This window comes from Haemophilus sp. CCUG 66565 (assembly GCF_001679495.1).
Classification (GTDB): Bacteria; Pseudomonadota; Gammaproteobacteria; order Enterobacterales; family Pasteurellaceae; genus Haemophilus; species Haemophilus haemolyticus_K.
The window spans coordinates 133,576-156,205 of record NZ_LZOX01000016.1; the positions used below are offsets into that span (position 1 = coordinate 133,576).

The window sequence follows — 22,630 nt, forward strand, 5'->3', positions numbered from 1 at the left end:
AAATTATTTTAAGAAGTCGCCTAAGTTGTCTTTATCTACACCAACATAAGGGATACGTACAACACGATCTTTTAATTCCCATTTTGTGCCTTCAGTTGCTGCTTTGCCTTGTGCTAAGTTGTTAGATAATTGAACAACTGCTTTACCTTGGTTCACACCATCGTTTAACACGGTACCAGCAAGCTCACCTTTTTTGATGAGTTGTAATGCTTCTGGTAACGCATCCACACCGAAGATAGGGAGTTTTTTACCATGTGCTTTGGTTGCTTCTAATGCGCCTAATGCCATACCATCGTTGTTAGAAATAATTACTTCAATGTCGTTTGCTTTAGAGCTAGATAACCAAGCATCTACTTTATCTTTCGCCATTGCAGCATCCCACATACCGGTATCAATAAATAATTGTTCAGTTTGGATACCTTTCGCATTAAGTTCTTCAACTACGAATTTTGTACGCGCTTCAGCATCTGGGTGACCAGGTTCACCTTTTAATAATACGAATTGGATTTTGCCATCTTTATTTAAGTCTAGAGCTGGATTCGCTTTCCATTGTTTTGCAATTAAATCCCCTTGAATTAAGCCAGATTCTTTTGGATCAGTACCTACATAGTAAGCGTGTTCATAAGAACCGATAGCTTTTGCACCTGGGTCTTTATTAAAGAATACAACAGGAATGTTATCTGGTTTTGCTTTGCTAATAATAGTTGGTGCTGCAGCTGGGTCAACTAAGTTAATTGCAAGAGCTTTCACACCTTTGGAAAGTAATACATCAACTTGGTCATTTTGAATTGATTGTGCATTTTGGGAGTCATTCATTAATAAGTTAATGCCACCAAGTGCTTTAGCTTCTTTGTCGATTTCTTTACGCATTAAAGACATGAAGTTGTCATCGTATTTGTAAATGGTTACACCAATTTTGTTACTTGCTGCGAAGCTAGAAGATGCTGCACCTAAACCGATAGCCAAAGCAACCGCACTTAATACTGCTGTTTTTTTCATAATAACGCTCCTATTTTGGAATGTTGATGTTAGAGATAAATATTGCATTACATTCTGCAATTGATGCCATATTAGCGAATAATCTGCTTGGAATCTGTGATCAAACTCACATAAATGAAAACGATTACATTAAAAATTCGGATTTGTGATCGCTATCACATTTTATGAGTGTGTTTATCTTCAAATTTAGATAGATTCCACAGAAAAACGTCGTACTAATGTTGGATTAAATTGAATTGTTGATGGCGTTCTCACCTCATTATCGACAAGGCTTAATGCAAGGTTGGCCGCATAAGTTGCCATTAAATCAATAGGATAGCGAATGGTTGTCAATTTAGGAATTAAATAACGAGCAATTGGCATATCGTCAAAACCAATGATTGAAAATTGGCTTGGTACACTAATATTGTTTTCATTGAGAACTGAAATGGCTCCTGCAGCCATTGAATCATTATAAGCAACGACCGCAGTGAGATCTTTGTTATAACTAAGCAAATCAATCATAGCTTTTTCTCCACCTTCGAAGTCTGGTGAATTGTGCGTGATGGCATGCTCAATAATTGGATAATTGTGATCTTTTAATGCGGTAAGATAACCATCTCGACGCTCAATTTCATCGAAAATTGCATGGTTAGATCCAATATATGCGATATGTTTATGACCACAACGGATAAGCATTTCCGTTGCTAAGTAGGTTCCTTTTTTATTGTCTAAACTTACGCAACGATTTTCATAGCCTTGAATCACTCGGTTGATAATCACCATTCCTGGTACTGTTTTCAAATAATGGCTAAGTTCATCATCAGATAATGCTTTTGAATGCACAACTAAACAACTACAACGCTTGCGAAGTAAAGTATCAATCGCTTCACGTTCCTTCTCTGCATGGTGATAGCCAATACCAATCAAGATTGTTTTACGGTGTGCTTCTGCAACTTTATCTACGGCTTTCACTAAAATAGCAAAAAACGAGTCTGTTACATCGGTAACAACCACACCAATCGTATCGGTGTTTTGTATTGCAAGGGCTTTAGCATTTGCATTGGGTTGATAATTAAGTTGCTCAATTGCTTGTCTTACGGCAAGGCGGGTATCTTCACTCACTGAGGGATGTTGATTTACAACGCGAGAAACAGTAGCAATAGATACATGGGCTAATTCGGCTACATCATGAATGGTGCTCATAGAATGCTCTCCATAATGAAATCACGTTTCTTATTATGTTCTTTCTAAATAAAATTGAAAGCGGTTACTTTCTGATTTGTAACCGAGATCACAAAAAACTTTTAGAGATTTTCCCATTATGTGATACTGATCACGGTTTATTTTTTTGAATTTGCTATCTTATGCGCAGTATTTTGTGTAATCGTTTACAATTTAGAAAGGGAGGCAATTATGAGTGATATTTTTGAACCAACCGAGCATCCACATCGTCGCTATAATCCGTTAATTGATCAATGGGTTTTGGTATCACCACATCGTGCTAAGCGTCCATGGCAAGGGCAACAAGAAAAAGTGAATGAAGAACAAAAACCAAGTTATGATCCAACTTGTTATCTTTGCCCGAGTAATAAGCGTATTACAGGTGAATTAAATCCAGATTATCGTAAACCTTATGTGTTTAAAAATGATTTTTCCGCGCTTTTAGAAGATACGCCAGCCCCTGAAAAATCCTCAGATCCACTTTTCCAGAGTTCTCAAGCTCATGGTGAAAGTCGAGTCATTTGTTTCTCTCCAGATCATAGTAAAACATTGCCATTATTGACCGCACTTGAGATTGAAGAAGTGATTAAAGTATGGCAAGAGCAACTTCGTGAACTTGGCGCGAAATACCAATGGGTGCAAATTTTTGAAAACAAAGGGGCGGCAATGGGTTGTTCGAACCCACATCCGCATGGCCAAATCTGGGCGAACAGTTTCTTACCAAATGAAGTTGCTCGTGAAGATCGCACACAACGCGATTATTTGCTAAAACATGGCTCAGTAATGTTGGTTGATTATGTAAAACGAGAACTGGAATTAAAAGAACGTATTGTCGTTGAAACTGAACATTGGGTAGCTTTAGTGCCTTATTGGGCTGTTTGGCCATTTGAAACATTGCTTTTACCAAAAACTCATATAAAACGTTTAACTGAATTAAGTGACGAACAATCAAAAGATCTTGCGGTTATTTTGAAAAAATTGACAACCAAGTACGACAATCTATTTGAGACTTCTTTCCCATATTCAATGGGATTTCATGCCGCACCGTTTAATGGCGAAGATAACGAACATTGGCAGCTACATGCTCATTTTTATCCTCCTCTTTTACGTTCAGCAACTGTGCGTAAATTTATGGTGGGATATGAAATGTTAGGCGAAAGTCAACGCGATTTAACGGCAGAACAGGCAGCAGAGCGATTACGTGCTTTGAGTGAAGTTCATTATAAAGAAAGAACTAAATAATATAGCTAGTCCCCTCTTTAGCAAAGAGTGGAGAAGATCGAGTACAGATTTAATATAAAGGATAGAAATATGACTCCAATCCAAAATGCTCAACAAATTTTCAATAAACAGCATAAAAATTTGCCAGAAATTACCGTCTATGCACCTGGCCGAGTAAATATTATCGGCGAACATACAGACTACAACGACGGCTTTGTTATGCCTTGTGCGATTAATTTTGGTACGGCCGTTTCTGGTACAAAACGAGATGATCATATTTGGAATGTTTATGCAGCGGATCTTGATGAAACTGATGAATTTTCTCTCAATGTTGAAATTCCGAAGAGTGAACACAAATGGGCTAATTACGTGCGTGGGGTTGTAAAATTTATCCAAGAACGTTACCCGCACTTTCAACAAGGTGCAAATTTAGTGATTTCTGGAAATGTGCCGCTTTCTTCTGGATTAAGTTCATCTGCAGCGTTAGAAGTTGCGGTGGGTAAATTCTGCCAACAACTTGGCGATTTACCGCTTTCTCACACGGATATTGCGTTGAATGGGCAAAAAGCGGAAAACCAATTTGTTGGTGCCAATTGTGGCAATATGGATCAGTTAATTTCTGCACTTGGGCAGGAAAATCACTTACTGATGATTGATTGTCGTAGTCTTGAAACCACTCCAACCCCCGTGCCACAAGATGTCGCCGTAATTATTGTGAACTCAAACGTACCGCACGATTTGGTAACGGGCGAATACAATACTCGCCGTCAGCAATGTGAAGACGCAGCAAAATTTTTTGGAGTAAAAGCATTGCGTGATGTTTCAGTTGAACAATTCCGAAAAAAAGAAGCAGAATTGACCGCACTTTCACCATTAGCAGCAAAACGTGCTCGTCATGTCGTAACAGAAAATCAACGAGTACTCGATGCAGTGGAAGCATTGAAGAAGAATGATTTGACCCGTTTAGGTGAGTTAATGGGGGAATCTCATGATTCAATGCGTGATGATTTTGAAATCACCGTGCCACAAATTGATTATTTAGTTGAATTGGCTCAACTTGTTATTGGTAAAAGTGGCGGTGCCCGTATGACAGGCGGCGGTTTTGGTGGCTGTATTGTCGCACTTGCGCCGCATGATAAAGTCGATGCCGTTCGTAAAATTATTGCGGATAATTACGAGAAAACGACGGGTTTAAAAGAAACTTTTTATGTATGCACGGCATCACAAGGTGTTCGAGTAATTTAAGAAAAAATGATGTTAGAACAAACCACTTTTAATGCACCTGATGGTGCACCCTATCAGCTTATGACCCTGCAAAATGAAAATGGGATGCGTGTTCAATTTATGGATTGGGGGGCAACTTGGCTTTCTTGTAAAGTACCAGTAAATGGCACATTACGCGAGGTTTTATTGGGTTGTAAGGTAGAAGATTATCCCACTCATCAAAGCTATTTAGGCGCAAGCGTAGGGCGTTATGCAAATCGTGTTGCCAATGCACAGTTTGAATTGAATGGTGAAGTCATTCAATTAAAAAGTAATCAAGGTAAACATCAGCTTCATGGTGGAGAGGGCTTTGATAAACGCCGTTGGAAAATTCAAGAGTGCGGTGAGAATTTTGTGTGTTTTTCATTACATTCAGTAGATGGTGAACAAGGTTTTCCTGGTAATGTGGATGTGTCTGTAACCTATACGCTAACAGATGATAATAGCGTAAAAATTGAATATGCAGGGATGAGTGATAAGGATACTGCATTGAACCTAACGAATCATGCCTATTTCAATTTGGAAAATGCAGCGCAAGGCAGTGACGTGCGTGAACATATATTACGTTTAAATGCTGATTTTTATCTGCCTGTAGATAATGAGGGGATTCCTAATTCTCCATTAAAGCACGTAGTGAATACGAGTTTTGACTTCCGTATTGCTAAACCCATCAAACAAGATTTTTTACAAGGGGATCAGCAAGCAACAAAAGGTTACGATCATTCGTTTATTGTCAACAAAGCTTGGCAAAAGCCTTGCGTGTTACTGACTTCTCCAAATGGTGATTTAAGTTTAGAAGTAAGAACCTCGCAAGCCGCATTGCAGGTTTATACGGGTAATTATCTTGCAGGTACGCCAACGAGAAATGGCGAATTATATGCCGATTTTTCTGGCATAGCACTGGAAACCCAATGTTTGCCCGACACGCCTAATCATCCTGAATGGCAAAATTACGGCGGGATTCAAAAAGCAGGCGAGCGATATTATCAATGGACGGAATTTAAGTTTTTTAAAAAGTAATAATTACTGATAAACAGAGGGCTAATTTCTGAAAAACTCGAAATTAGCCCCTATATTAAATGAATCTAATAGTTAGTTTATTTTATTAAACTTCGCTCTCTCCAGAGAAACGTTCAATTCTAGCACCTAAACAACGAAGTTTCTCTTCTATATGTTCATAACCACGATCGATATGATAAATACGATCTACTATGGTTTCACCTGTTGCGATACAACCTGCAAGAACCAAACTGATTGATGCGCGTAAATCTGTCGCCATTACTTCTGCGCCAGATAACTGTTCAACACCATGACATACCGCAGTATTCCCTTCAATTTCAGCTTTACCACCCATGCGAATTAATTCCGGAATATGCATAAAACGATTTTCAAAAATCGTTTCAGTAATAATACTTGTGCCCTCTGCTACCATATTTAATAAGGTGAATTGAGCCTGCATATCAGTAGGGAAACCAGGATGTGGTGCAGTACGAATATTCACTGCTTTAGGGCGATTTCCAAGCATATCTAAAGTGATACTATTCTCAGTAACATCAACTTGAGCGCCAGCTTCACGAAGTTTATCAATCACTGCATCTAAAGTATCAGCCTTAGTATTTTGACAAACAACACGACCACCCGAAATTGCTGCGGCAATTAAGAATGTACCCGTTTCAATACGATCTGGCACGACACTATGCTCACAACCAGTTAAACGTTCAACACCTTCAATCGTAATGTGATCAGAACCTGCACCAGATATTTTCGCGCCCATTTTATTGAGGAAGTCAGCGGTATCTACAATTTCAGGCTCACGAGCCGCGTTTTCAATCACTGTGGTGCCTTTCGCAAGCGTTGCTGCCATCATAATAGATAAAGTTGCACCTACGCTCACTTTTTCCATTACAATACGTGTTCCCACAAGGCGATCTAATACTTGTGCTTTTACATATCCTTCTTCAAGAACGATGTCCGCGCCTAATTTTTCTAAACCGCTAATATGGAGATCAACTGGACGAGCACCGATAGAGCAACCACCAGGTAACGATACTTGGCCTTGATGAAAACGAGCAACCAAAGGCGCCAATGCCCAAATTGAAGCACGCATGGTTTTAACTAATTCATAAGGGGCAGTGAAATGATCGATATTCGATGCATCTAATAAAACTGAGCCAGTTTCATCACGATCTACCACCACGCCTAATTTACGTAAAATTTTCAAAGTGGTTTCAATATCTTTAAGCGCAGGCACGTTCGTGAGTTTAACTGGTTTTGTTGCCAAAATAGCGGCAAAAAGAATTGGAAGTGCGGCATTTTTTGCACCTGAAATATTCACAGTTCCACTTAAACGAGATTGCCCATAAACACGAAATTTTTCCATTTTTGAATCCTTAATTAAGTTGGTTTAATGCACGATCACGTTTCCACTTTTCAGTGGTATAAGTTTTAATTGTTAACGCGTGAATTTCGCCAGTAGTAAAATAAGCCATTAACGGAGCATAAATTGTTTGTTGTTGTTTTACGCGAGAAAGTGCGGCAATTTCATCACTCACTACAATCACGCCAAAATGCGCGTTTTCACCTTGAGCATAAACCTCTTCTACGTTTAGCGCATCTTTTAAAATTCGTTCAATTTCTTGAAGTTCCATCAGATTTCCGTTTAATTAAGATCTGTAAAATTTGCGATCCAATCAGACAAACCAACAAGATCTGCAAGGGTTAATAATTGTTTTGGTGGATAAACTAATCGCACTGTTTTGTTAAGCTTTTGACACTCTCGTAAAAAATCACAAAGCGCTGCAAAACCAGCTGAATCAATATGTTGAATACCAGACAAATCCCATTCAACAACTGTTTTATCCAGCGCATTAGCAGATAAAAAAACGTCACGTTGCTGCCACATAGGCAACAACGTGTTGCGAGATAGCTCCCCTGACAAAAGGAGCGCTATCTTATCATCATTTTTCTTTAAATCCCAATTTAACATGGCAACAAAATTATTTGCTGAATGTTACAGGTTGAGCGGCTGATTTTTGTACTTGAGCCGTTAATGCATCAATACCCTGTTGACGTAAGATACTACTCCATTCTTGTTGTTTTGTTACAACCATACTCACTCCCTCAGCAACCATGTCATAAGCTAACCATTCACCCGTTTTACCATTCTTACGCCATTTAAAATCTAATTTAATTGGTGCTGCACCATTGGTTTGAATAATATTCACACGAATATTTACTAAGTTTTTATCACCTAATGCTTTTTCTGGCTCAATTTGGATTTGTTGATTTGAATATGCCGTTAATACTTGTGCATAAGCTTGTTCAATAAAATCACCAAAAGCTTTAAAGAATTTTTCACGTTGTTCAGGTGTAGTAGATTTGAAATGAGAACCTAAAACTAAAGAACCTGCATAATTGACTTGAACATAAGGCAGTAAATCATTACGAACGATAGTACGTAGATAATTTGGGTTCTTTTTAATCTGGCTTTGATTTGCCTGAATATCAGAAAACAATTTATCTGACGCTTGTTGCATTAATACATAAGGACTTGTTTCAGCCATAGCAGTACCAGCAGCAAAAAGTGCGGTAAATACTAAGGTTAAAATTGCAAACCATTTTTTCACTTGGAAAAATTTCATCATAAATCTCCTAAATAAATGTTAGTTGTTATTGTACTGTAGGCTCAGTCTTTTCACTGTTACCATCAGATTTTTTATCGCCGTAAAGGAATTGGCCGATTAAATCCTCCAACACCATCGCAGATTTTGTATCTTGAATTTGGCTACCTTCTTTAAGCATAGCCGATTCACCATCATCAAACCCCATTGTCAATGCAATATATTGCTCACCTAACAAGCCAGATGTCTTAATTGATAAAGAACTGTTTTCTGGGATTTCATTATATTCCTGATTAATTGCAATACTAACTTTTGGTAAATAGCTTTTTTCATCAAGCGTAATACCGCTCACACGCCCAATAACCACTCCACCAATTTTTAATGGTGCACGTACTTTTAGTCCACCAATATTATCAAAAGTTGCCGTCACAGTATAAGATTTCGTCTCACCAAAACCTTGTACGTTGGCTACGCGTAAACCTAAAAAAACTAAGGCGCCAATACCAAGTAATAAAAATAACCCGACCCAAAATTCATATTTAATTGTTTGTCTCATAAAAAATCCTTAACCTGCTCCAAACATAATAGCAGTCAAAATAAAATCTAATCCTAGAACAACAAGAGATGCATGCACAACTGTTCGTGTTGTAGCTTGGCTGATACCTTCTGATGTTGGCATACAATCATAACCATTAAAAAGCGCAATCCAAGTCACAGCTACAGCAAAGAAAATCGCTTTAATAAAGCCATTTAAAATATCATAGCTCCAACTCACGGAATTTTGCATCACAGACCAAAAGCTACCTGAATCAACACCTTTCCAATCCACACCAACTAAGGAACCGCCCCAAATACCAATCGCGATAAACAAGATTGACAAAATTGGCATGGAAATAACTCCTGCCCAAAAACGAGGTGCAATCACTCGACGTAAAGGATCAACAGCCATCATTTCAAGACTAGAAAGTTGTTCAGTGGCTTTCATTAAGCCTATTTCAGCCGTCAATGCAGAACCTGCTCGACCAGCAAATAAAAGTGCGGTAACAACAGGTCCTAATTCTCGCAAAAGAGAAAGCGCCACAAGCTGACCTAAACTTGTTTCAGCAGAAAAATCGACTAACACGACATAACCTTGTAGTCCTAATACCATTCCAATAAATAAACCGGACAACAAAATAATGAGTAACGATTGGACACCTAAAACATGCATTTGCTTCACAAGCAAAGGAAAATGCTTACGAATTTGTGGCTTGCCGATCAATGCGCCAAATAACATAAAACCTGCTCGCCCTAATGCACGGAAAAAGTCGATCACCTGTTTTCCTAAAGCAGAAATAAAATTGACGATCATTCAAACAATTCCTTCACATAATCTTGCGCTGGGTACTTAAAGCGCACAGGACCATCAGATTCACCTTTTAAGAATTGCACCACGCGCGGATCTTGGCTCTGTAAAAGCTGCTCAGATGTTCCTTCTGCGATAACTTTTTGGTCTGCAATAATATAGGCATAATCTGCAATACTCAATACTTCTTCCACATCGTGCGACACCACGATAGAAGTCAAATTTAACGCTTCATTTAATCGTTTAATCAAGCTCAAAATTACGCCCATACTGATTGGATCTTGCCCAGTAAATGGCTCATCAAACATAATTAAATCAGGATCAAGTGCAATAGCGCGCGCTAATGCAGCTCGACGAGCCATACCTCCGGAAAGTTCTGAAGGCATCAATGCGGCAGCGCCTCGCAACCCAACAGCTTCCAATTTCATCAATACGATTTGACGAATTAAACTTTCAGGCAAATGCGTATGTTCACGAATTGGAAAGGCGACATTATCAAAAGTAGAAATATCCGTAAAAAGCGCACCGGATTGGAATAACATCCCCATCCGCTTGCGTACTTCGTACAGTTCACTATTAGATAGGCGACAAATATCTTGCCCATCAAACAAAATTTCACCTTCTTCTGGCATTAGTTGCCCACCGATCAATTTAAGTAAGGTGGTTTTTCCAATCCCCGACGGTCCCATGATCGCAGTGATTTTTCCCTTTTTTACTTGCAAATTCAGGTTATCGTAAATCACGCGATCACCGCGTTTAAAGGTGAGATTCTTAACTTCAATTAGATTTTGATTCATTAAAATCTCGTTTATAAATAAAAAGTGCGGTCGTTTTGACTAGCGTTTTTGTGAAAGGTTCATCTTACGACGAACAAATGCCATCATGCCGTGTAATACTAAAAACAACAATGACAAACCATATAAAGGCATATTTCCTAGCACAGAATAAGGGGTTTTGCCTTCCGCAGGTGCAATTTTATGCGTCAACGTTGTTTCAATAAATTGCGGTGCCTGCGCTAACACCTTACCTTGTGCATCAACAAAGACTGAAATCCCCGTATTCGTTGCACGAATAAGCGGTTTGCCCAATTCTAAAGCGCGCATTCTTGCCATCTGTAAATGTTGCCAAGGCCCAATCGAATCACCAAACCAGGCATCATTAGAAATTGTCAGTAAATAATCCGTATCTGGTTTCAAATTTTGCCGCACTTGTTCGCCAAAAATAATCTCATAACAAATTGCTGGTGAAAAAGCGCGTTTTTTTGCCATTAAAGATGGCTGAATCGCCTCCCCACTTTGAAATGCAGACATCGGCAAATTAAACACTGAATTAAGTGGTCGCAAAATACTTTCTAGCGGAACATATTCACCGAACGGCACGAGATGATGCTTACTATAACGATTTGAAGTATCTGGCTGATAAGGAAAGTCTGGGTTTCCAGCAGTCATAATAGAATTAAGCAACTTACCAGATTTCGTATCTTGGAATACCGTTCCAACCATTATCTCCGTTTTCGTTTCTTTAGCTGCACGATCTAATCCTTCAAAAAATGGCGTAATCGCATTTTCAAGAGTTGGCAATGCTGACTCAGGCAAAATAATTAAATCGGTTTTACCAAGATTTTCTGCGATTAATTTTTGATAAATCGCCAAAGTAGAATAGAAATAAGCCGGATCCCATTTGAGATTTTGTTCAATATTTCCTTGCGCAAGCGTGACTGAAATTGCCTTATCTTCAACAGATTTTACAAAGTGAATTCGGGATGAATAAGCACTTAATCCCCCCACGATGATCAATAACAAAACATTCGTAAAGACTAATTTAAGATTTTTCGTTTTAAACAAAGACGAAACGAGATTAAATATCACCGCACTTGCCCAAACGGTAAAGAACGTTAATCCTGTTACCCCAAAAATCGGGGCGATGCCATAAAATGGGCTATCAATTTGTGTATAACCAAACTGAAGCCAAGGAAAACCGGTAAAAATCCAACCTCGTAAAAATTCTGTCAATGTCCAAATCACGGCAAAAATTACCGCACTTTGAACGTTGAAACGCTGAACCAAATAGGTAAAGAGCATCGGATATAATGCAAGATAAGCCGCAAGTAAACCGACAAGGAAATAACTCACACCTAAAGACGCGCCACCAAATTGGTGAATACTGACATTAAGCCAACTCACCCCAAAACAGAAAAATCCCATCGACCACAAAAACGTCGCTAAAAGTGCGGTGGATTTTTTAGGATTTTTAGCGACATAAAGTAAACCGAGTAAAGAAACATAGGCTAAAGGCCAATAATCAAATGGCGAGAAGGCAAAAACACCGACTAAACCAGATATAATCGCAATAAGATAAGTAAAATATTTATTCATAAATTCAAGTATATTTTGCACGCCCTCACGAGCGTCTTGTGTGTTGAAATTTTAAATTCCATTCCAAGTAAATAAAAAGCACACGTTAGAAAACGTGCGCCATCATTGAGGATGATAAAATGCTATTCGGCTTTTTCTTCCACATCATCCATTTCTGCCAAATGTTTATCTGGCACAGTGACTCGAAGTTGAATCAATCGGCGACTATCTGCCGAGGTGACTTTAAATTGAAGATTGTTCAACGTAATTTCTTCACCACGTTTTGGTAAATAACCAAAAGTCTGCATAATCAGCCCACCAATGGTATCCACTTCTTCATCATCAAAATCGGTATTAAATTGCGCATTAAAATCATCAATATCTGTGAGCGCACGCACAGCATAAGTATGACGAGAAAGCTGACGAATATCCGCGACCTCTTCTTCATCAAATTCATCTTCAATATCGCCAACAATTTGTTCTAATATATCTTCAATGGTAACAAGGCCGGATACCGCGCCAAATTCGTCCACCACAATAGCCATATGGAAACGCTCAGAGCGGAAATCTTTCAACATACGATCCACTCTTTTGCTTTCTGGAACAATCACTACGGGGCGTAATAATGAAGATAAATCAAACTCTTCGGCATCTTCACGTAAAAATTTCAATAAATCTTTCGCATGCAAAATACCTACGATATTATCGCGATCATCCGCATCGGCAATCACAGGAAAACGAGAATGAGCGGATTCAATAATTGTGTTTAAACAAGTATTTAAATCTTGTTGATCTTCAATAAAAATAATTTGTGAACGAGGAATCATAATATCGCGAACACGAAGCTCCGCAATTTCCATTACACCTTCTATCATTTCGCGAGTATTTTGATCAATTAGATCGTTTTGTTCTGAATCGCGAATTACTTCCACAAGTTCTTCACGATTTTTTAGTTCACCTTGAAAAAAGCGACCAAATAAAGATTGGAAAAAAGGTTTTTTCGTATTTTCAGATTGGTTTAAATTTTGCTGTTCATCGTTCATATTATTTTATCTATCTATTTTTCAAAAAATTGATTTTCAAGTTGAAACGTTTCCAAGAATAAGCCTAACGGCGGTCTATCCGAAGATTGCTCCTCATAGTTAGGGTTAAATTTTTTGTAGTTACCTTTACGATTAATATGATATTGAGTGCCATCTGATTGAATAATTACATTCCAGTTAAAATTAGACGCTTGAACCCAATCACGCCCGCTCAGGTCAAATAAATTAGCCCCTTGTGTATAATCCATTAATCTATTTTCTACATGGAAAATTTGTCTCATCAATGCAGGTAAAATATCGGTATGACTGCTTAACCCATATTGCTTGCCTACCGGTAAATCTTTCCAATATACAAGCAATGGCACTTGAACTTCATCGCGCCCAAAGTAGTTTTCTCGCTCTTTTTCATTCATTTCATTAAAGGTTACACCATGCTCTGAGGTGATAATGACTAATGTATTTTCAAGCGGTGTAGTTTCTAACGCTTTTGCTAAAAGAGAATCAATGTCCTGCAAAGTGCGGTCATAATCTGATGTTTTTTCAGTCTCCAAGGCTAAATCCAAATAAGCAAACCAAGGTGAGTCAGTTTTTTGTGCTTTAATAAAATCATTGAGATTTTTTACCGCACTTTCATTATTTGGTTTGTTGGTTTTATTCGATGGAAGTTTTATTTCACGAAATAATGCTTGGCGGAAGACGCTATCTTTGAAATTTGTAGCAGAAAATAAACCCAATTGATAATGTTCAGCTCGTAATTTTTCGATTAAAACAGATTGGGTATGATTGCTTAAAATGCTATCGGTGTAATTTGCATTTAGCCCGTAAAATAACCCAATTAAGCCTGCGTTGTTACTGTTACCTGTGCTGTAATGATTAGTGAATTCTGTTGAACTTGTCGCAAATTCAGCAAGTTTTGGCATCTTTTCACTAGAAATCGCATCATGGCGCAAACCTGAAACCGTTACGATCAGAATATTAGGTTTATGCGTAATTGGTGCATAAGTGAGTTCTTTTTTCGGATAATCAATTTTTAAGGCATCTAAACGGCCTTCTTGCGCCAATTTTTGCGTATATTCCTCGCCATCCAAGAAACCGTGTTTTTCTAAAAAAGAACGAGCTGTCATTGGATAAGATAAAGGGAAATTAGATCGTTGCATGGTGATAGGACGATACAAATAAGCATCTGCCCAAGCATAAATTAAATGCGTCGCAATGAACGTTGCAGTTAAGAATATACCTGTGCCTTTTAGCCATTTTTGTCGTTCAAGACTGCGTAACTTTTCCCAACTCCAGCGAGAAAATAACATTTGAGCCAGTAAAATTATTGGCATTGGTGCAAAGAATATTTGCCAATCACGTGACATTTCACCGTTTTCTGGATTGACCAGCAAATTCCATACAACAGAGGATAAATGCAGATTAAAACGATTGAAAACTGCGGTATCAAATAATAATAAGGTTGTACAAATCGTGGAAAATATCACGGTTAACCCACGAAAAGTGCGGTGATTTTTAACAATAAAACTCAGTGGAAAGACCACGAGTAAGTACAACGCAAAAACGTTGAAACTGAAATGTCCGAGCAAACTCACAAAGAAATAAAGTTTTCCTGCTAGAGTATCTGGCCAGTCAATGATAAAGGCATAACGGGTGCCAATAAGAATGGCAACAATGATATTAAAAAAAGCAAACCAATGGCCCCACGAAATTTTTCGTGAAACGTCATCGCGGTATTGTTTGCCGCTGAAGGTGCCTTTTTTAATCCATTTCATATTAACGTGTTTTTACCGCATTAATTAAGGAATTCGAAAACGCTTGAGCTAATGCCTCACGTTGAGTTTGTGGCACACTGGTGGTTAATAAATTACTTGCCATGTTACCCAGTGCGATTAAGGATAGATCTACAGGGGCTTTATGCTTTTCTAGCACAGCGATCATATCGTTTACAATCGCACTTAATTGAGCATCCGAATATTTAGAATGTTGAGCCATAATGTTAAAAATAAAACAAAAAATTTGGCTTATGATACCCGATTATTTGGTAGAACCTAAATAATTTCTTTTTTCTTGCTGAAAAAGTGCGGTTATAATTTGCGGCAAATTTTTCAAAGGTGACAAAAATGAGTATTACCGTTAATCAAATTGTTTTGCATCAGTTAGTCAAAAATGTGGATGGCGACAGCATAAAAATGGAAAGCGTATTACGCGATGAGCTGTTGTCAATTACGCCAGAAGTAGAACAAATGATGTTGCAACTTCATCAAGGTTATCAAAATAAAGCGAAGGCTTTTGGCGTGTTTCAGGAAAAGTCTATCTTTGCACAACATTTAAATCGTTTATTGGAACAAGAAATTGAGTTTTTAGGTTTTAGTCAATATTCAACAAAATTGCTTGCAGATGAGCTAGGTAAATATAACTTTGCAGAAAGTGGTACTTTGATTTTATGTCAATATAATTTCTTAGCGACAGATTATTTGTTTATTGCATTGCTTGATAGCCGTCATAGTATGCTAGTCGATGAGCATTTAGAGATTCGTCGTACAGAATATCTTGATATTACTCAGTTTGATATTGCGGCAAGAGTGAATTTGACGGATTTACAGGTGAATGCAAACTCTAATCGTTATTTAACTTTCATAAAAGGCCGTGTCGGTCGCAAAATTAGTGATTTTTTCATGGATTTTTTAGGTGCCGAAGAAGGATTAAATCCACAAGTTCAAAATCAATGTTTATTGCAAGCTGTGAGTGATTATTGTGATCAAGGTGAACTCAACAAAGAGCAAACTCAAGCAGTAAAAAAACAAGTGTTTGAATATTGTAAAGCTCAACTTGCAGACGGTGATGAAATTGAATTGCAGGAACTTTCTGATTCCTTACCCACTCTAAACGAACAGTCTTTTGTTACCTTTGCAGGAGAACAGAATTATGGCTTGGAAGACAGCATTCCGCCAGTACGTTCAACCTTAAAATCCCTAACAAAATTCACGGGTTCAGGAAAGGGGGTGAGTATTAGTTTCGATGCTGATTTATTAAATACTCGAATTCAATGGGAACCGATGACGGATACGCTTACAATCAAAGGTTTGCCACCGAATTTAAAAGATCAATTACAAAAGGCTTTAAAATCAGAGAATTAATTTGGAAATATGCTCAAACTTGGGTATTATTTGACAGTACTTTTGCACAAATAAGGTAAAGAAAATGCAAGTTAAAACACTTTTAGGCGCAACCTTTTTAGCATTAAGCGTCGCTTCTTGTTCCACCGTTGAAAAAGTTGTATATCGAATTGATGTACCACAAGGCAACTATTTAGAAGCGACGACAGTTGCTCAAGTTAAAGAAGGCATGACAGCTCAACAAGTACAATATTTGTTGGGTACGCCAGTATTAATCGATCCTTATAATAGTCAGACTTGGTATTATGTGTTCTTACAACAGCGTGCTTATGAAACACCTGTTCAACATACTTTCACTGTAAAATTTGATCAACGTGGTATTGTGACAGAAACCAATCTTGATAAACCTTTGCCAGAAGTTTCGCAACAAGGCGAGAACAACACCATTATTCAAACTGGTGAGAAAGCAAAATCAAGCTGGTGGCAATTCTGGAAATAATCTTTCTATTTTCACCGCACTACAACAAGAACGATTGATAAAAAGGAATCCCCAATGTCAAAACTCTTGCTCGTTGATGACGATGTTGAATTGACGGAATTACTTTCATCCCTTTTAACGCTAGAAGAGTTTGATGTTCAAACAGCAAATAATGGATTAGAGGCATTACAAAAACTTGATGAAAGCCATGAGTTGGTTTTACTTGATGTGATGATGCCGAAGTTAAATGGTCTTGATACATTAAAAGAAATTCGTAAAGTCTCTAATGTGCCAGTGATGATGCTTACTGCAAGAGGCGAAGACATTGATCGCGTGCTTGGTTTAGAATTGGGTGCGGATGATTATTTGCCTAAACCATTTAATGATCGTGAACTTATTGCCCGTATAAAAGCTATTTTACGCCGTAGCGTCCTCCTCAAAACAGAAAACGGGGAATCTACAAAAAATTCTGAAAATGCAAATTCAGTAATATCCTTTCACGGGATTGAATTACATCCAATTTCTCAACGAGCTATTTATCAAGGTAAAGATTTAAATTTAACTAGCACCGAATTTTTACTATTTTACCAATTAATTCAATCTCCAAATGGTAGCGCAACCAGAGATGAACTCAGTGAGAAAGTATTGGGCAAGCCTCTTACCCCCTTTGACCGTTCCATTGATATGCATATGTCAAATCTACGTAAAAAACTCCCTCTCCGAGAGAATGATCTACCTTGGTTTAGAACCTTACGTGGACGTGGATATCTTTTAGTGCCATAGAATAATGAAACTCACTAAGATTTTTAATATTAACCAATTAGCCATACGTACATTTTCAGTTTTCTGGATAGCATTCTTTGCCATGATGACACTTATTATTATCATGCCTTATTTTGATCTTCGAATTTATACGCCTTTAAAAGAATCTGAAGTAATCAACTACCAGAAAAGAATCATGGATACAATACGGAATAAACAACTTAGTAATCTACTCGTAGAGGCCCCCGTATTACCAACAGATAAATACAATCCATATCGTCCTGTTTTAGTCAATTTACAGACCCAAAATATATTAGGTGAATTACCGGAAGAGCGTGATGCGATTTTAGCATTCTCTGTTGCTTCTGATGATTTTTCTCATCCCAAACGAAAAACTTTCAATGATTTACAAATTGTTGGCCCATTCCAAATTTATCTTAGTGATAAACCTGACGAATATGCTTTATTCTTCATCAATCATATAAATCCACAACAAGCAATTTTAAATTATTTATTTGATAACCCAGCTATGCTTGGTTTCTTAATCTTATTAATTACTACACCATTACTCTGGTGGTTCACAAAAACCATTGTCAACCCAATATCTCGTTTACAAGAAGCCGCCAATTCTGTTGCCTTAGGGAACTTTAAAATTGATCGTAACTTATCCCTATCAGGCCCTCTTGAACTTCGACAAGTTGGAAGAAGTTTTAATAGAATGTCAACGGCGATTGACAATCTTATCTCCAATCAACAATCTTTACTGTCTTCCATTTCACATGAGCTTAAAACACCACTAGCACGTTTACAACTAGCTACAGCGCTTGTTCGCCATGAATGTGGTGAAACAGATAGCGTAAAACGCATTGAAAGAGAAATTGGCCGAATGGATAAAATGATTAGTGAATTGCTTCTACTTTCACGCCAGCAAATGAATAGCCAAATGGAACGGGATATTTTTTATGCTAATACACTTTGGACTGATATTATCAACGATGCAAAATTTGAGGCAGAGCAACGTGGTATAGCGTTTCTCACAAATATTCGTTTACCTAAAAATGAATTACAACTTAACGGCAATTTTAGATTGCTAGAAAGTGCGGTCGAAAACATTGTGACAAATGCTCTTAAATACACCAAGGATAAGATCGAACTTCATATTTTTATCCAAAAAGAAGAAGAAGAAGAATTTCTCAGGATCCGTATAGATGACAACGGATCTGGAGTCCATCCAGATGAATTTGAAAAAATCTTCAAACCGTTTTATCGAGTGGATGAAACGCGAACTAGAACGACTGGTGGCACAGGACTAGGATTGGCGATTGTGTCTAATGTTATTCAGGAGCATCAAGGAAAGGTCTGGGCTGAAAAAAGCCCACTAGGAGGGCTTGCTGTTACTATACGATTGCCATTATGGATCAGTAACTAAAAATCAAAAGTGCGGTAAATCTTTACCGCACTTTTCGTCTAGGCATTATCCACGGCAAAAGAAATCACTTCATTAATTTTTTCACAACCTAACGCAACCATAACCAGACGATCGACTCCTAGCGCAACGCCAGAAGAATTTGGTAAGCCAGCTTCCAATGCAGATAGAAAACGTTCGTCAATGTCTCGAACTGGCAATCCATGTTTCTTTCTTTGCTGATTATCTAATTCAAAACGATGTCTTTGTTCTCGTGCATCTGTCAATTCATGGAAACCATTTGCCAGTTCTAACCCTTTGTAATAAAACTCAAAGCGTTCTGCAACCCGCTGATCTTCTGGGCTAACTTGTGCTAGGGCGGCTTGTGTTGAAGGAAAATGATAAACCGCAACAGGTCGATCTTTTCCTATTTGAGGTTCAACGACTTCACTAAATAAGAACTGTAATAAAGTATCGCGCTCTTCATTATCTTCAGCCATAAAGTTATGTTTACGTGCCGCTTCGATTAATTCTGAACGTTCTGCAGATAAGGGATCTAAACCTACATATTCTTGGAAAACAAATTGGTAGCTTAAACTTTCTGCCGGTGGGCAATCTAAAATTTGTTGGAGTAAATCATCCACTTCATTAATTAAACGATGCATATTAAAGTGCGGTCGATACCATTCCAACATGGTAAATTCTGGATTGTGGCGATTACCGGCTTCTTCATTACGGAACACTTTACTGATTTGGAATATCGGTCCACTGCCTGCAGCAAGCAAGCGTTTCATATGATATTCAGGGCTTGTAGAAAGCCAAAGTGTTTTGGATTGTTCACCAAAAGGCGCGAGAAATTCTGTGCTAAATGTGGAAAGGTGCAAATCAGTGACGCCAAATTCACTTAGAACAGGCGTCTCAACTTCAAGTAAGCCTCGTTCTGTAAAAAATTGACGAATTTCAGCAATAATTTTTGCACGTTTAAGCAGATTTTTTATATCGGCAGAAGGTTGCCAATGAGTAAGTGCGGTCATTTTTATTCCCATTTTTAAATTTGCATCATTGTAAACGAGAGCCCTTCTCAACTCAATCTAAGCTTTTTTGAGGTAGATCACAAAATCATACTTTTTCCCCTTTTCCTACATAAAAAACGTTATTAATTTGTAACAAAAAATGGCAGAATGGCCTTACTAGATTACCCTTTTAGGGTGATTTCTATTTTTTACTTTCTACATTTATTGGAGGATATCGTGCAAACAGTTAATGTCGATATTGCGATTGTTGGCGCTGGTGGTGGCGGTTTACGTGCAGCGATTGCAGCAGCAGAAGCAAATCCTAACTTAAAAATTGCATTAGTTTCAAAAGTGTACCCAATGCGTAGCCATACTGTGGCAGCAGAAGGTGGCGCAGCGGCAGTTATCAAAGAAGAAGATTCTTACGATAAACACTTCCAAGATACTGTGGCTGGTGGTGACTGGCTTTGCGAACAGGATGTTGTGGAATATTTCGTACAACATTCACCAGTGGAAATGACTCAATTAGAACGTTGGGGATGTCCTTGGAGCCGTAAAGCTGATGGCGATGTAAACGTACGTCGTTTTGGTGGAATGAAAATTGAGCGTACTTGGTTCGCCGCTGATAAAACAGGTTTCCACTTATTACACACGCTTTTCCAAACTTCTATTCAATATCCACAAATCCAACGTTTTGATGAACACTTCGTATTAGATATTCTTGTTGATGATGGCCATGCTCGTGGTATGGTTGCGATGAACATGATGGAAGGTTCACTTGTTCAAATCAATGCAAATGCGGTTGTTATTGCAACTGGCGGTGGTTGTCGTGCATTTAAATTCAATACCAATGGCGGTATTGTAACAGGTGACGGCTTATCTATGGCGTATCGTCATGGTGTACCACTTCGTGATATGGAGTTTGTTCAATATCACCCAACAGGTTTACCGAATACCGGCATCTTAATGACTGAAGGTTGTCGTGGTGAAGGCGGTATCTTAGTGAATAAAGATGGCTATCGCTATCTTCAAGATTACGGTCTAGGACCTGAAACTCCAATTGGAAAACCACAAAATAAATATATGGAACTTGGTCCTCGCGATAAAGTTTCTCAAGCATTCTGGCAAGAATGGAAAAAAGGTAATACCTTAAAAACCGCGAAAGGCGTAGATGTTGTGCATTTAGATTTACGTCATCTTGGTGAAAAATATTTACATGAGCGTCTGCCATTCATTTGTGAATTAGCAAGTGCTTATGAAGGTGTAAATCCAGTGAATGAGCCAATCCCAGTTCGTCCAGTTGTTCACTACACGATGGGTGGTATTGAGGTTGACTTTAACAGCGAAACGCGTATCAAAGGTTTATTTGCTGTAGGTGAGTGTGCATCTTCAGGTTTACATGGTGCAAACCGTTTAGGATCTAACTCTTTAGCTGAACTTGTTGTGTTAGGTCGTGTTGCTGGCGAATATGCGGCACAACGTGCTGTAGAGGCTCAATCTGTAAATCAAAGTGCGGTTGATGCTCAAGCAAAAGATGTTGTCGCTCGTTTAGAAGCCCTTCATAAACAAGAAGGTAACGAATCTTGGTCTGAAATCCGTGACGAAATGGGTTCTGTAATGGAAGAAGGCTGTGGTATTTACCGTGACCAAGCAAGCATGCAAAAAGCAGTAGATAAAATTGCAGAATTAAAAGAACGTTACAAACGTATTCGTGTAGCAGATAACTCAAGCGTGTTCAATACAGATGTACTTTATACAGTTGAGTTAGGCTACATCCTAGATGTTGCACAATCTATTGCAAATTCAGCGATTGAACGTAAAGAATCTCGAGGTGCTCACCAACGCTTAGATTACACTGAACGTGATGATGTAAATTATTTAAAACACACACTTGCTTTCTACAATGAAAACGGTGCGCCGCGTATCGAATACAGTCCGGTGAAAATTACTAAATCTCAACCTGCAAAACGTGTTTACGGTGCGGAAGCAGAAGCTCAAGAAGCAGCTGCGAAAGCTAAGGAGCAAGCAAATGGCTAATTCACCAGTAATGAATGTTGAAGTATTACGCTACAATCCTGAAATCGATCAAGAGCCGCATCTAAGTACCTATCAAGTACCTTATGATAATCAAACTTCATTGCTTGATGCGTTAGGTTATATTAAGGATAAACTTGAGCCATCTCTTTCTTATCGTTGGTCTTGCCGTATGGCGATTTGTGGTTCTTGCGGGATGATGGTAAATAATAAACCGAAATTGGCTTGTAAAACGTTCTTACGTGATTACAGTGGCCATATGCGTATTGAGCCGTTAGCAAACTTCCCAATTGAACGTGACTTAGTGGTTGATTTAAGCCACTTTATTGAAAGTTTAGAGGCAATTAAACCTTATATTATTGGTAACGAAGCACCAGCATTAGATGGTAAACCACATCCATCGAAAGAATTACAAGTAAGCCGTACTAAACAAACGCCTGCACAGCTTGAGAAATATCGTCAATTCTCAATGTGTATCAACTGTGGTTTATGCTATGCCGCTTGCCCTCAATTTGGTTTAAATCCTGAATTTTTAGGTCCTGCAGCTATTACGATGGCTCATCGTTATAATCTTGATAACCGTGACCATGGTAAAGCAAAACGTATGTCATTGTTAAATGGTAAAAACGGGGTTTGGAGTTGTACTTTCGTTGGCTATTGCTCAGAAGTTTGTCCAAAACATGTGGATCCTGCTTCTGCAATTAACCAAGGAAAAGTGGAAAGTGCCAAAGATTATGTTATCTCTATGCTAAAACCAAAAAGCTAAGGGGGAAG

Annotated in this window: 23 protein-coding genes; 9 read left to right on the plus strand and 14 right to left on the minus strand. The window is 38.3% G+C overall.

Translation table 11 applies throughout. The annotated features are described in order from the left end of the window. Window positions 1-3 precede the first annotated feature (3 nt). Both mglB and A9501_RS06145 read right to left on the minus strand, forming a co-directional pair. Window positions 4-999 (minus strand): galactose/glucose ABC transporter substrate-binding protein MglB, encoded by a 996-nt coding sequence (mglB, locus tag A9501_RS06140; protein WP_005628316.1) that lies wholly within the window; start codon window positions 997-999, stop codon window positions 4-6. Window positions 1,000-1,185: 186 nt separating this feature from the next. Then, complete coding sequence (locus tag A9501_RS06145; RefSeq protein WP_065265303.1) at window positions 1,186-2,184, minus strand: substrate-binding domain-containing protein; 999 nt, start codon at window positions 2,182-2,184, stop codon at window positions 1,186-1,188. A 210-nt stretch (window positions 2,185-2,394) separates the two neighbouring features. Between A9501_RS06145 and galT the strand changes: the two genes are divergently transcribed. The 3 genes from galT to galM all read left to right on the plus strand — a co-directional run bounded on the left by galT (window position 2,395) and on the right by galM (window position 5,706). Then, entirely contained in the window at window positions 2,395-3,444 is a 1,050-nt protein-coding gene (gene galT / locus A9501_RS06150) for a galactose-1-phosphate uridylyltransferase (RefSeq protein ID WP_065265304.1), read from the plus strand. 69 nt (window positions 3,445-3,513) lie between these two features. Continuing rightward, window positions 3,514-4,668, plus strand: coding sequence for a galactokinase (gene galK, locus A9501_RS06155; protein WP_065265305.1), 1,155 nt, complete (start codon window positions 3,514-3,516; stop codon window positions 4,666-4,668). 9 nt (window positions 4,669-4,677) lie between these two features. Next, complete coding sequence (gene galM, locus A9501_RS06160) at window positions 4,678-5,706, plus strand: galactose-1-epimerase (RefSeq protein ID WP_065265306.1); 1,029 nt, start codon at window positions 4,678-4,680, stop codon at window positions 5,704-5,706. Window positions 5,707-5,791: 85 nt separating this feature from the next. Here the strand turns inward: galM and murA are convergent, their stop codons facing one another. The 11 genes from murA to A9501_RS06215 all read right to left on the minus strand — a co-directional run bounded on the left by murA (window position 5,792) and on the right by A9501_RS06215 (window position 15,040). After that, window positions 5,792-7,066: a UDP-N-acetylglucosamine 1-carboxyvinyltransferase gene (murA, locus tag A9501_RS06165; protein WP_065265307.1), complete on the minus strand. Its 1,275-nt coding sequence runs from the start codon at window positions 7,064-7,066 to the stop codon at window positions 5,792-5,794. A 10-nt stretch (window positions 7,067-7,076) separates the two neighbouring features. Beyond that, entirely contained in the window at window positions 7,077-7,334 is a 258-nt protein-coding gene (locus A9501_RS06170) for a BolA family protein (protein ID WP_005631356.1), read from the minus strand. An 11-nt stretch (window positions 7,335-7,345) separates the two neighbouring features. Beyond that, window positions 7,346-7,672 carry an STAS domain-containing protein gene (locus tag A9501_RS06175; protein ID WP_065265308.1) on the minus strand — a complete coding sequence of 109 codons (327 nt, stop codon included), beginning with the start codon at window positions 7,670-7,672 and terminating at the stop codon, window positions 7,346-7,348. Between the two features lie 10 nt (window positions 7,673-7,682). Beyond that, window positions 7,683-8,327 carry a phospholipid-binding protein MlaC gene (gene mlaC / locus A9501_RS06180; RefSeq protein ID WP_179222720.1) on the minus strand — a complete coding sequence of 215 codons (645 nt, stop codon included), beginning with the start codon at window positions 8,325-8,327 and terminating at the stop codon, window positions 7,683-7,685. Window positions 8,328-8,355: 28 nt separating this feature from the next. After that, window positions 8,356-8,862, minus strand: a complete 507-nt coding sequence (gene mlaD / locus A9501_RS06185; protein WP_065265310.1) for an outer membrane lipid asymmetry maintenance protein MlaD — start codon at window positions 8,860-8,862, stop codon at window positions 8,356-8,358. Between the two features lie 9 nt (window positions 8,863-8,871). Next, window positions 8,872-9,657 (minus strand): lipid asymmetry maintenance ABC transporter permease subunit MlaE, encoded by a 786-nt coding sequence (gene mlaE, locus A9501_RS06190; RefSeq protein ID WP_065265311.1) that lies wholly within the window; start codon window positions 9,655-9,657, stop codon window positions 8,872-8,874. After that, complete coding sequence (gene mlaF / locus A9501_RS06195) at window positions 9,654-10,448, minus strand: phospholipid ABC transporter ATP-binding protein MlaF (protein WP_065265312.1); 795 nt, start codon at window positions 10,446-10,448, stop codon at window positions 9,654-9,656. The genes mlaE and mlaF overlap by 4 nt, the downstream gene beginning before the upstream one ends. A gap of 39 nt (window positions 10,449-10,487) precedes the next feature. Further along, on the minus strand, window positions 10,488-12,026 hold the full coding sequence (gene lnt / locus A9501_RS06200; RefSeq protein WP_083071915.1) for an apolipoprotein N-acyltransferase: 1,539 nt from the start codon (window positions 12,024-12,026) through the stop codon (window positions 10,488-10,490). Window positions 12,027-12,148: 122 nt separating this feature from the next. Further along, entirely contained in the window at window positions 12,149-13,048 is a 900-nt protein-coding gene (gene corC, locus A9501_RS06205) for a CNNM family magnesium/cobalt transport protein CorC (protein WP_065265314.1), read from the minus strand. A gap of 14 nt (window positions 13,049-13,062) precedes the next feature. Continuing rightward, window positions 13,063-14,820, minus strand: coding sequence for a DUF3413 domain-containing protein (locus A9501_RS06210; RefSeq protein WP_065265315.1), 1,758 nt, complete (start codon window positions 14,818-14,820; stop codon window positions 13,063-13,065). A gap of 1 nt (window position 14,821) precedes the next feature. Further along, window positions 14,822-15,040 carry a YejL family protein gene (locus tag A9501_RS06215; protein WP_005625990.1) on the minus strand — a complete coding sequence of 73 codons (219 nt, stop codon included), beginning with the start codon at window positions 15,038-15,040 and terminating at the stop codon, window positions 14,822-14,824. 128 nt (window positions 15,041-15,168) lie between these two features. Here A9501_RS06215 and yejK point away from each other — a divergent pair, with 128 nt between their 5' ends. The 4 genes from yejK (at window position 15,169) to cpxA (ending at window position 18,833) form a co-directional block, all read left to right on the plus strand. Next, the gene (yejK, locus tag A9501_RS06220; RefSeq protein ID WP_065265316.1) at window positions 15,169-16,185 is read left to right on the plus strand and encodes a nucleoid-associated protein YejK; all 1,017 of its coding nucleotides are present in this window, start codon (window positions 15,169-15,171) and stop codon (window positions 16,183-16,185) included. A gap of 64 nt (window positions 16,186-16,249) precedes the next feature. Further along, the gene (gene bamE, locus A9501_RS06225; protein ID WP_005634176.1) at window positions 16,250-16,663 is read left to right on the plus strand and encodes an outer membrane protein assembly factor BamE; all 414 of its coding nucleotides are present in this window, start codon (window positions 16,250-16,252) and stop codon (window positions 16,661-16,663) included. Between the two features lie 54 nt (window positions 16,664-16,717). Beyond that, the gene (locus tag A9501_RS06230) at window positions 16,718-17,425 is read left to right on the plus strand and encodes a response regulator (RefSeq protein ID WP_065265317.1); all 708 of its coding nucleotides are present in this window, start codon (window positions 16,718-16,720) and stop codon (window positions 17,423-17,425) included. Window positions 17,426-17,429: 4 nt separating this feature from the next. Then, window positions 17,430-18,833, plus strand: coding sequence for an envelope stress sensor histidine kinase CpxA (gene cpxA, locus A9501_RS06235; RefSeq protein WP_065265318.1), 1,404 nt, complete (start codon window positions 17,430-17,432; stop codon window positions 18,831-18,833). Between the two features lie 38 nt (window positions 18,834-18,871). Here the strand turns inward: cpxA and epmA are convergent, their stop codons facing one another. Next, window positions 18,872-19,843, minus strand: a complete 972-nt coding sequence (gene epmA, locus A9501_RS06240) for an elongation factor P--(R)-beta-lysine ligase (RefSeq protein ID WP_065265319.1) — start codon at window positions 19,841-19,843, stop codon at window positions 18,872-18,874. Window positions 19,844-20,059: 216 nt separating this feature from the next. On the opposite strand from epmA, the gene frdA reads away from it, so the two are divergent. Together frdA and A9501_RS06250 are read left to right on the plus strand one after the other, a co-directional pair. Then, window positions 20,060-21,859 (plus strand): fumarate reductase (quinol) flavoprotein subunit, encoded by a 1,800-nt coding sequence (frdA, locus tag A9501_RS06245; protein WP_046942098.1) that lies wholly within the window; start codon window positions 20,060-20,062, stop codon window positions 21,857-21,859. Beyond that, window positions 21,852-22,622 (plus strand): succinate dehydrogenase/fumarate reductase iron-sulfur subunit, encoded by a 771-nt coding sequence (locus tag A9501_RS06250; RefSeq protein ID WP_005645965.1) that lies wholly within the window; start codon window positions 21,852-21,854, stop codon window positions 22,620-22,622. Before frdA ends, A9501_RS06250 begins: the two co-directional genes overlap by 8 nt. Window positions 22,623-22,630: the final 8 nt, after the last annotated feature.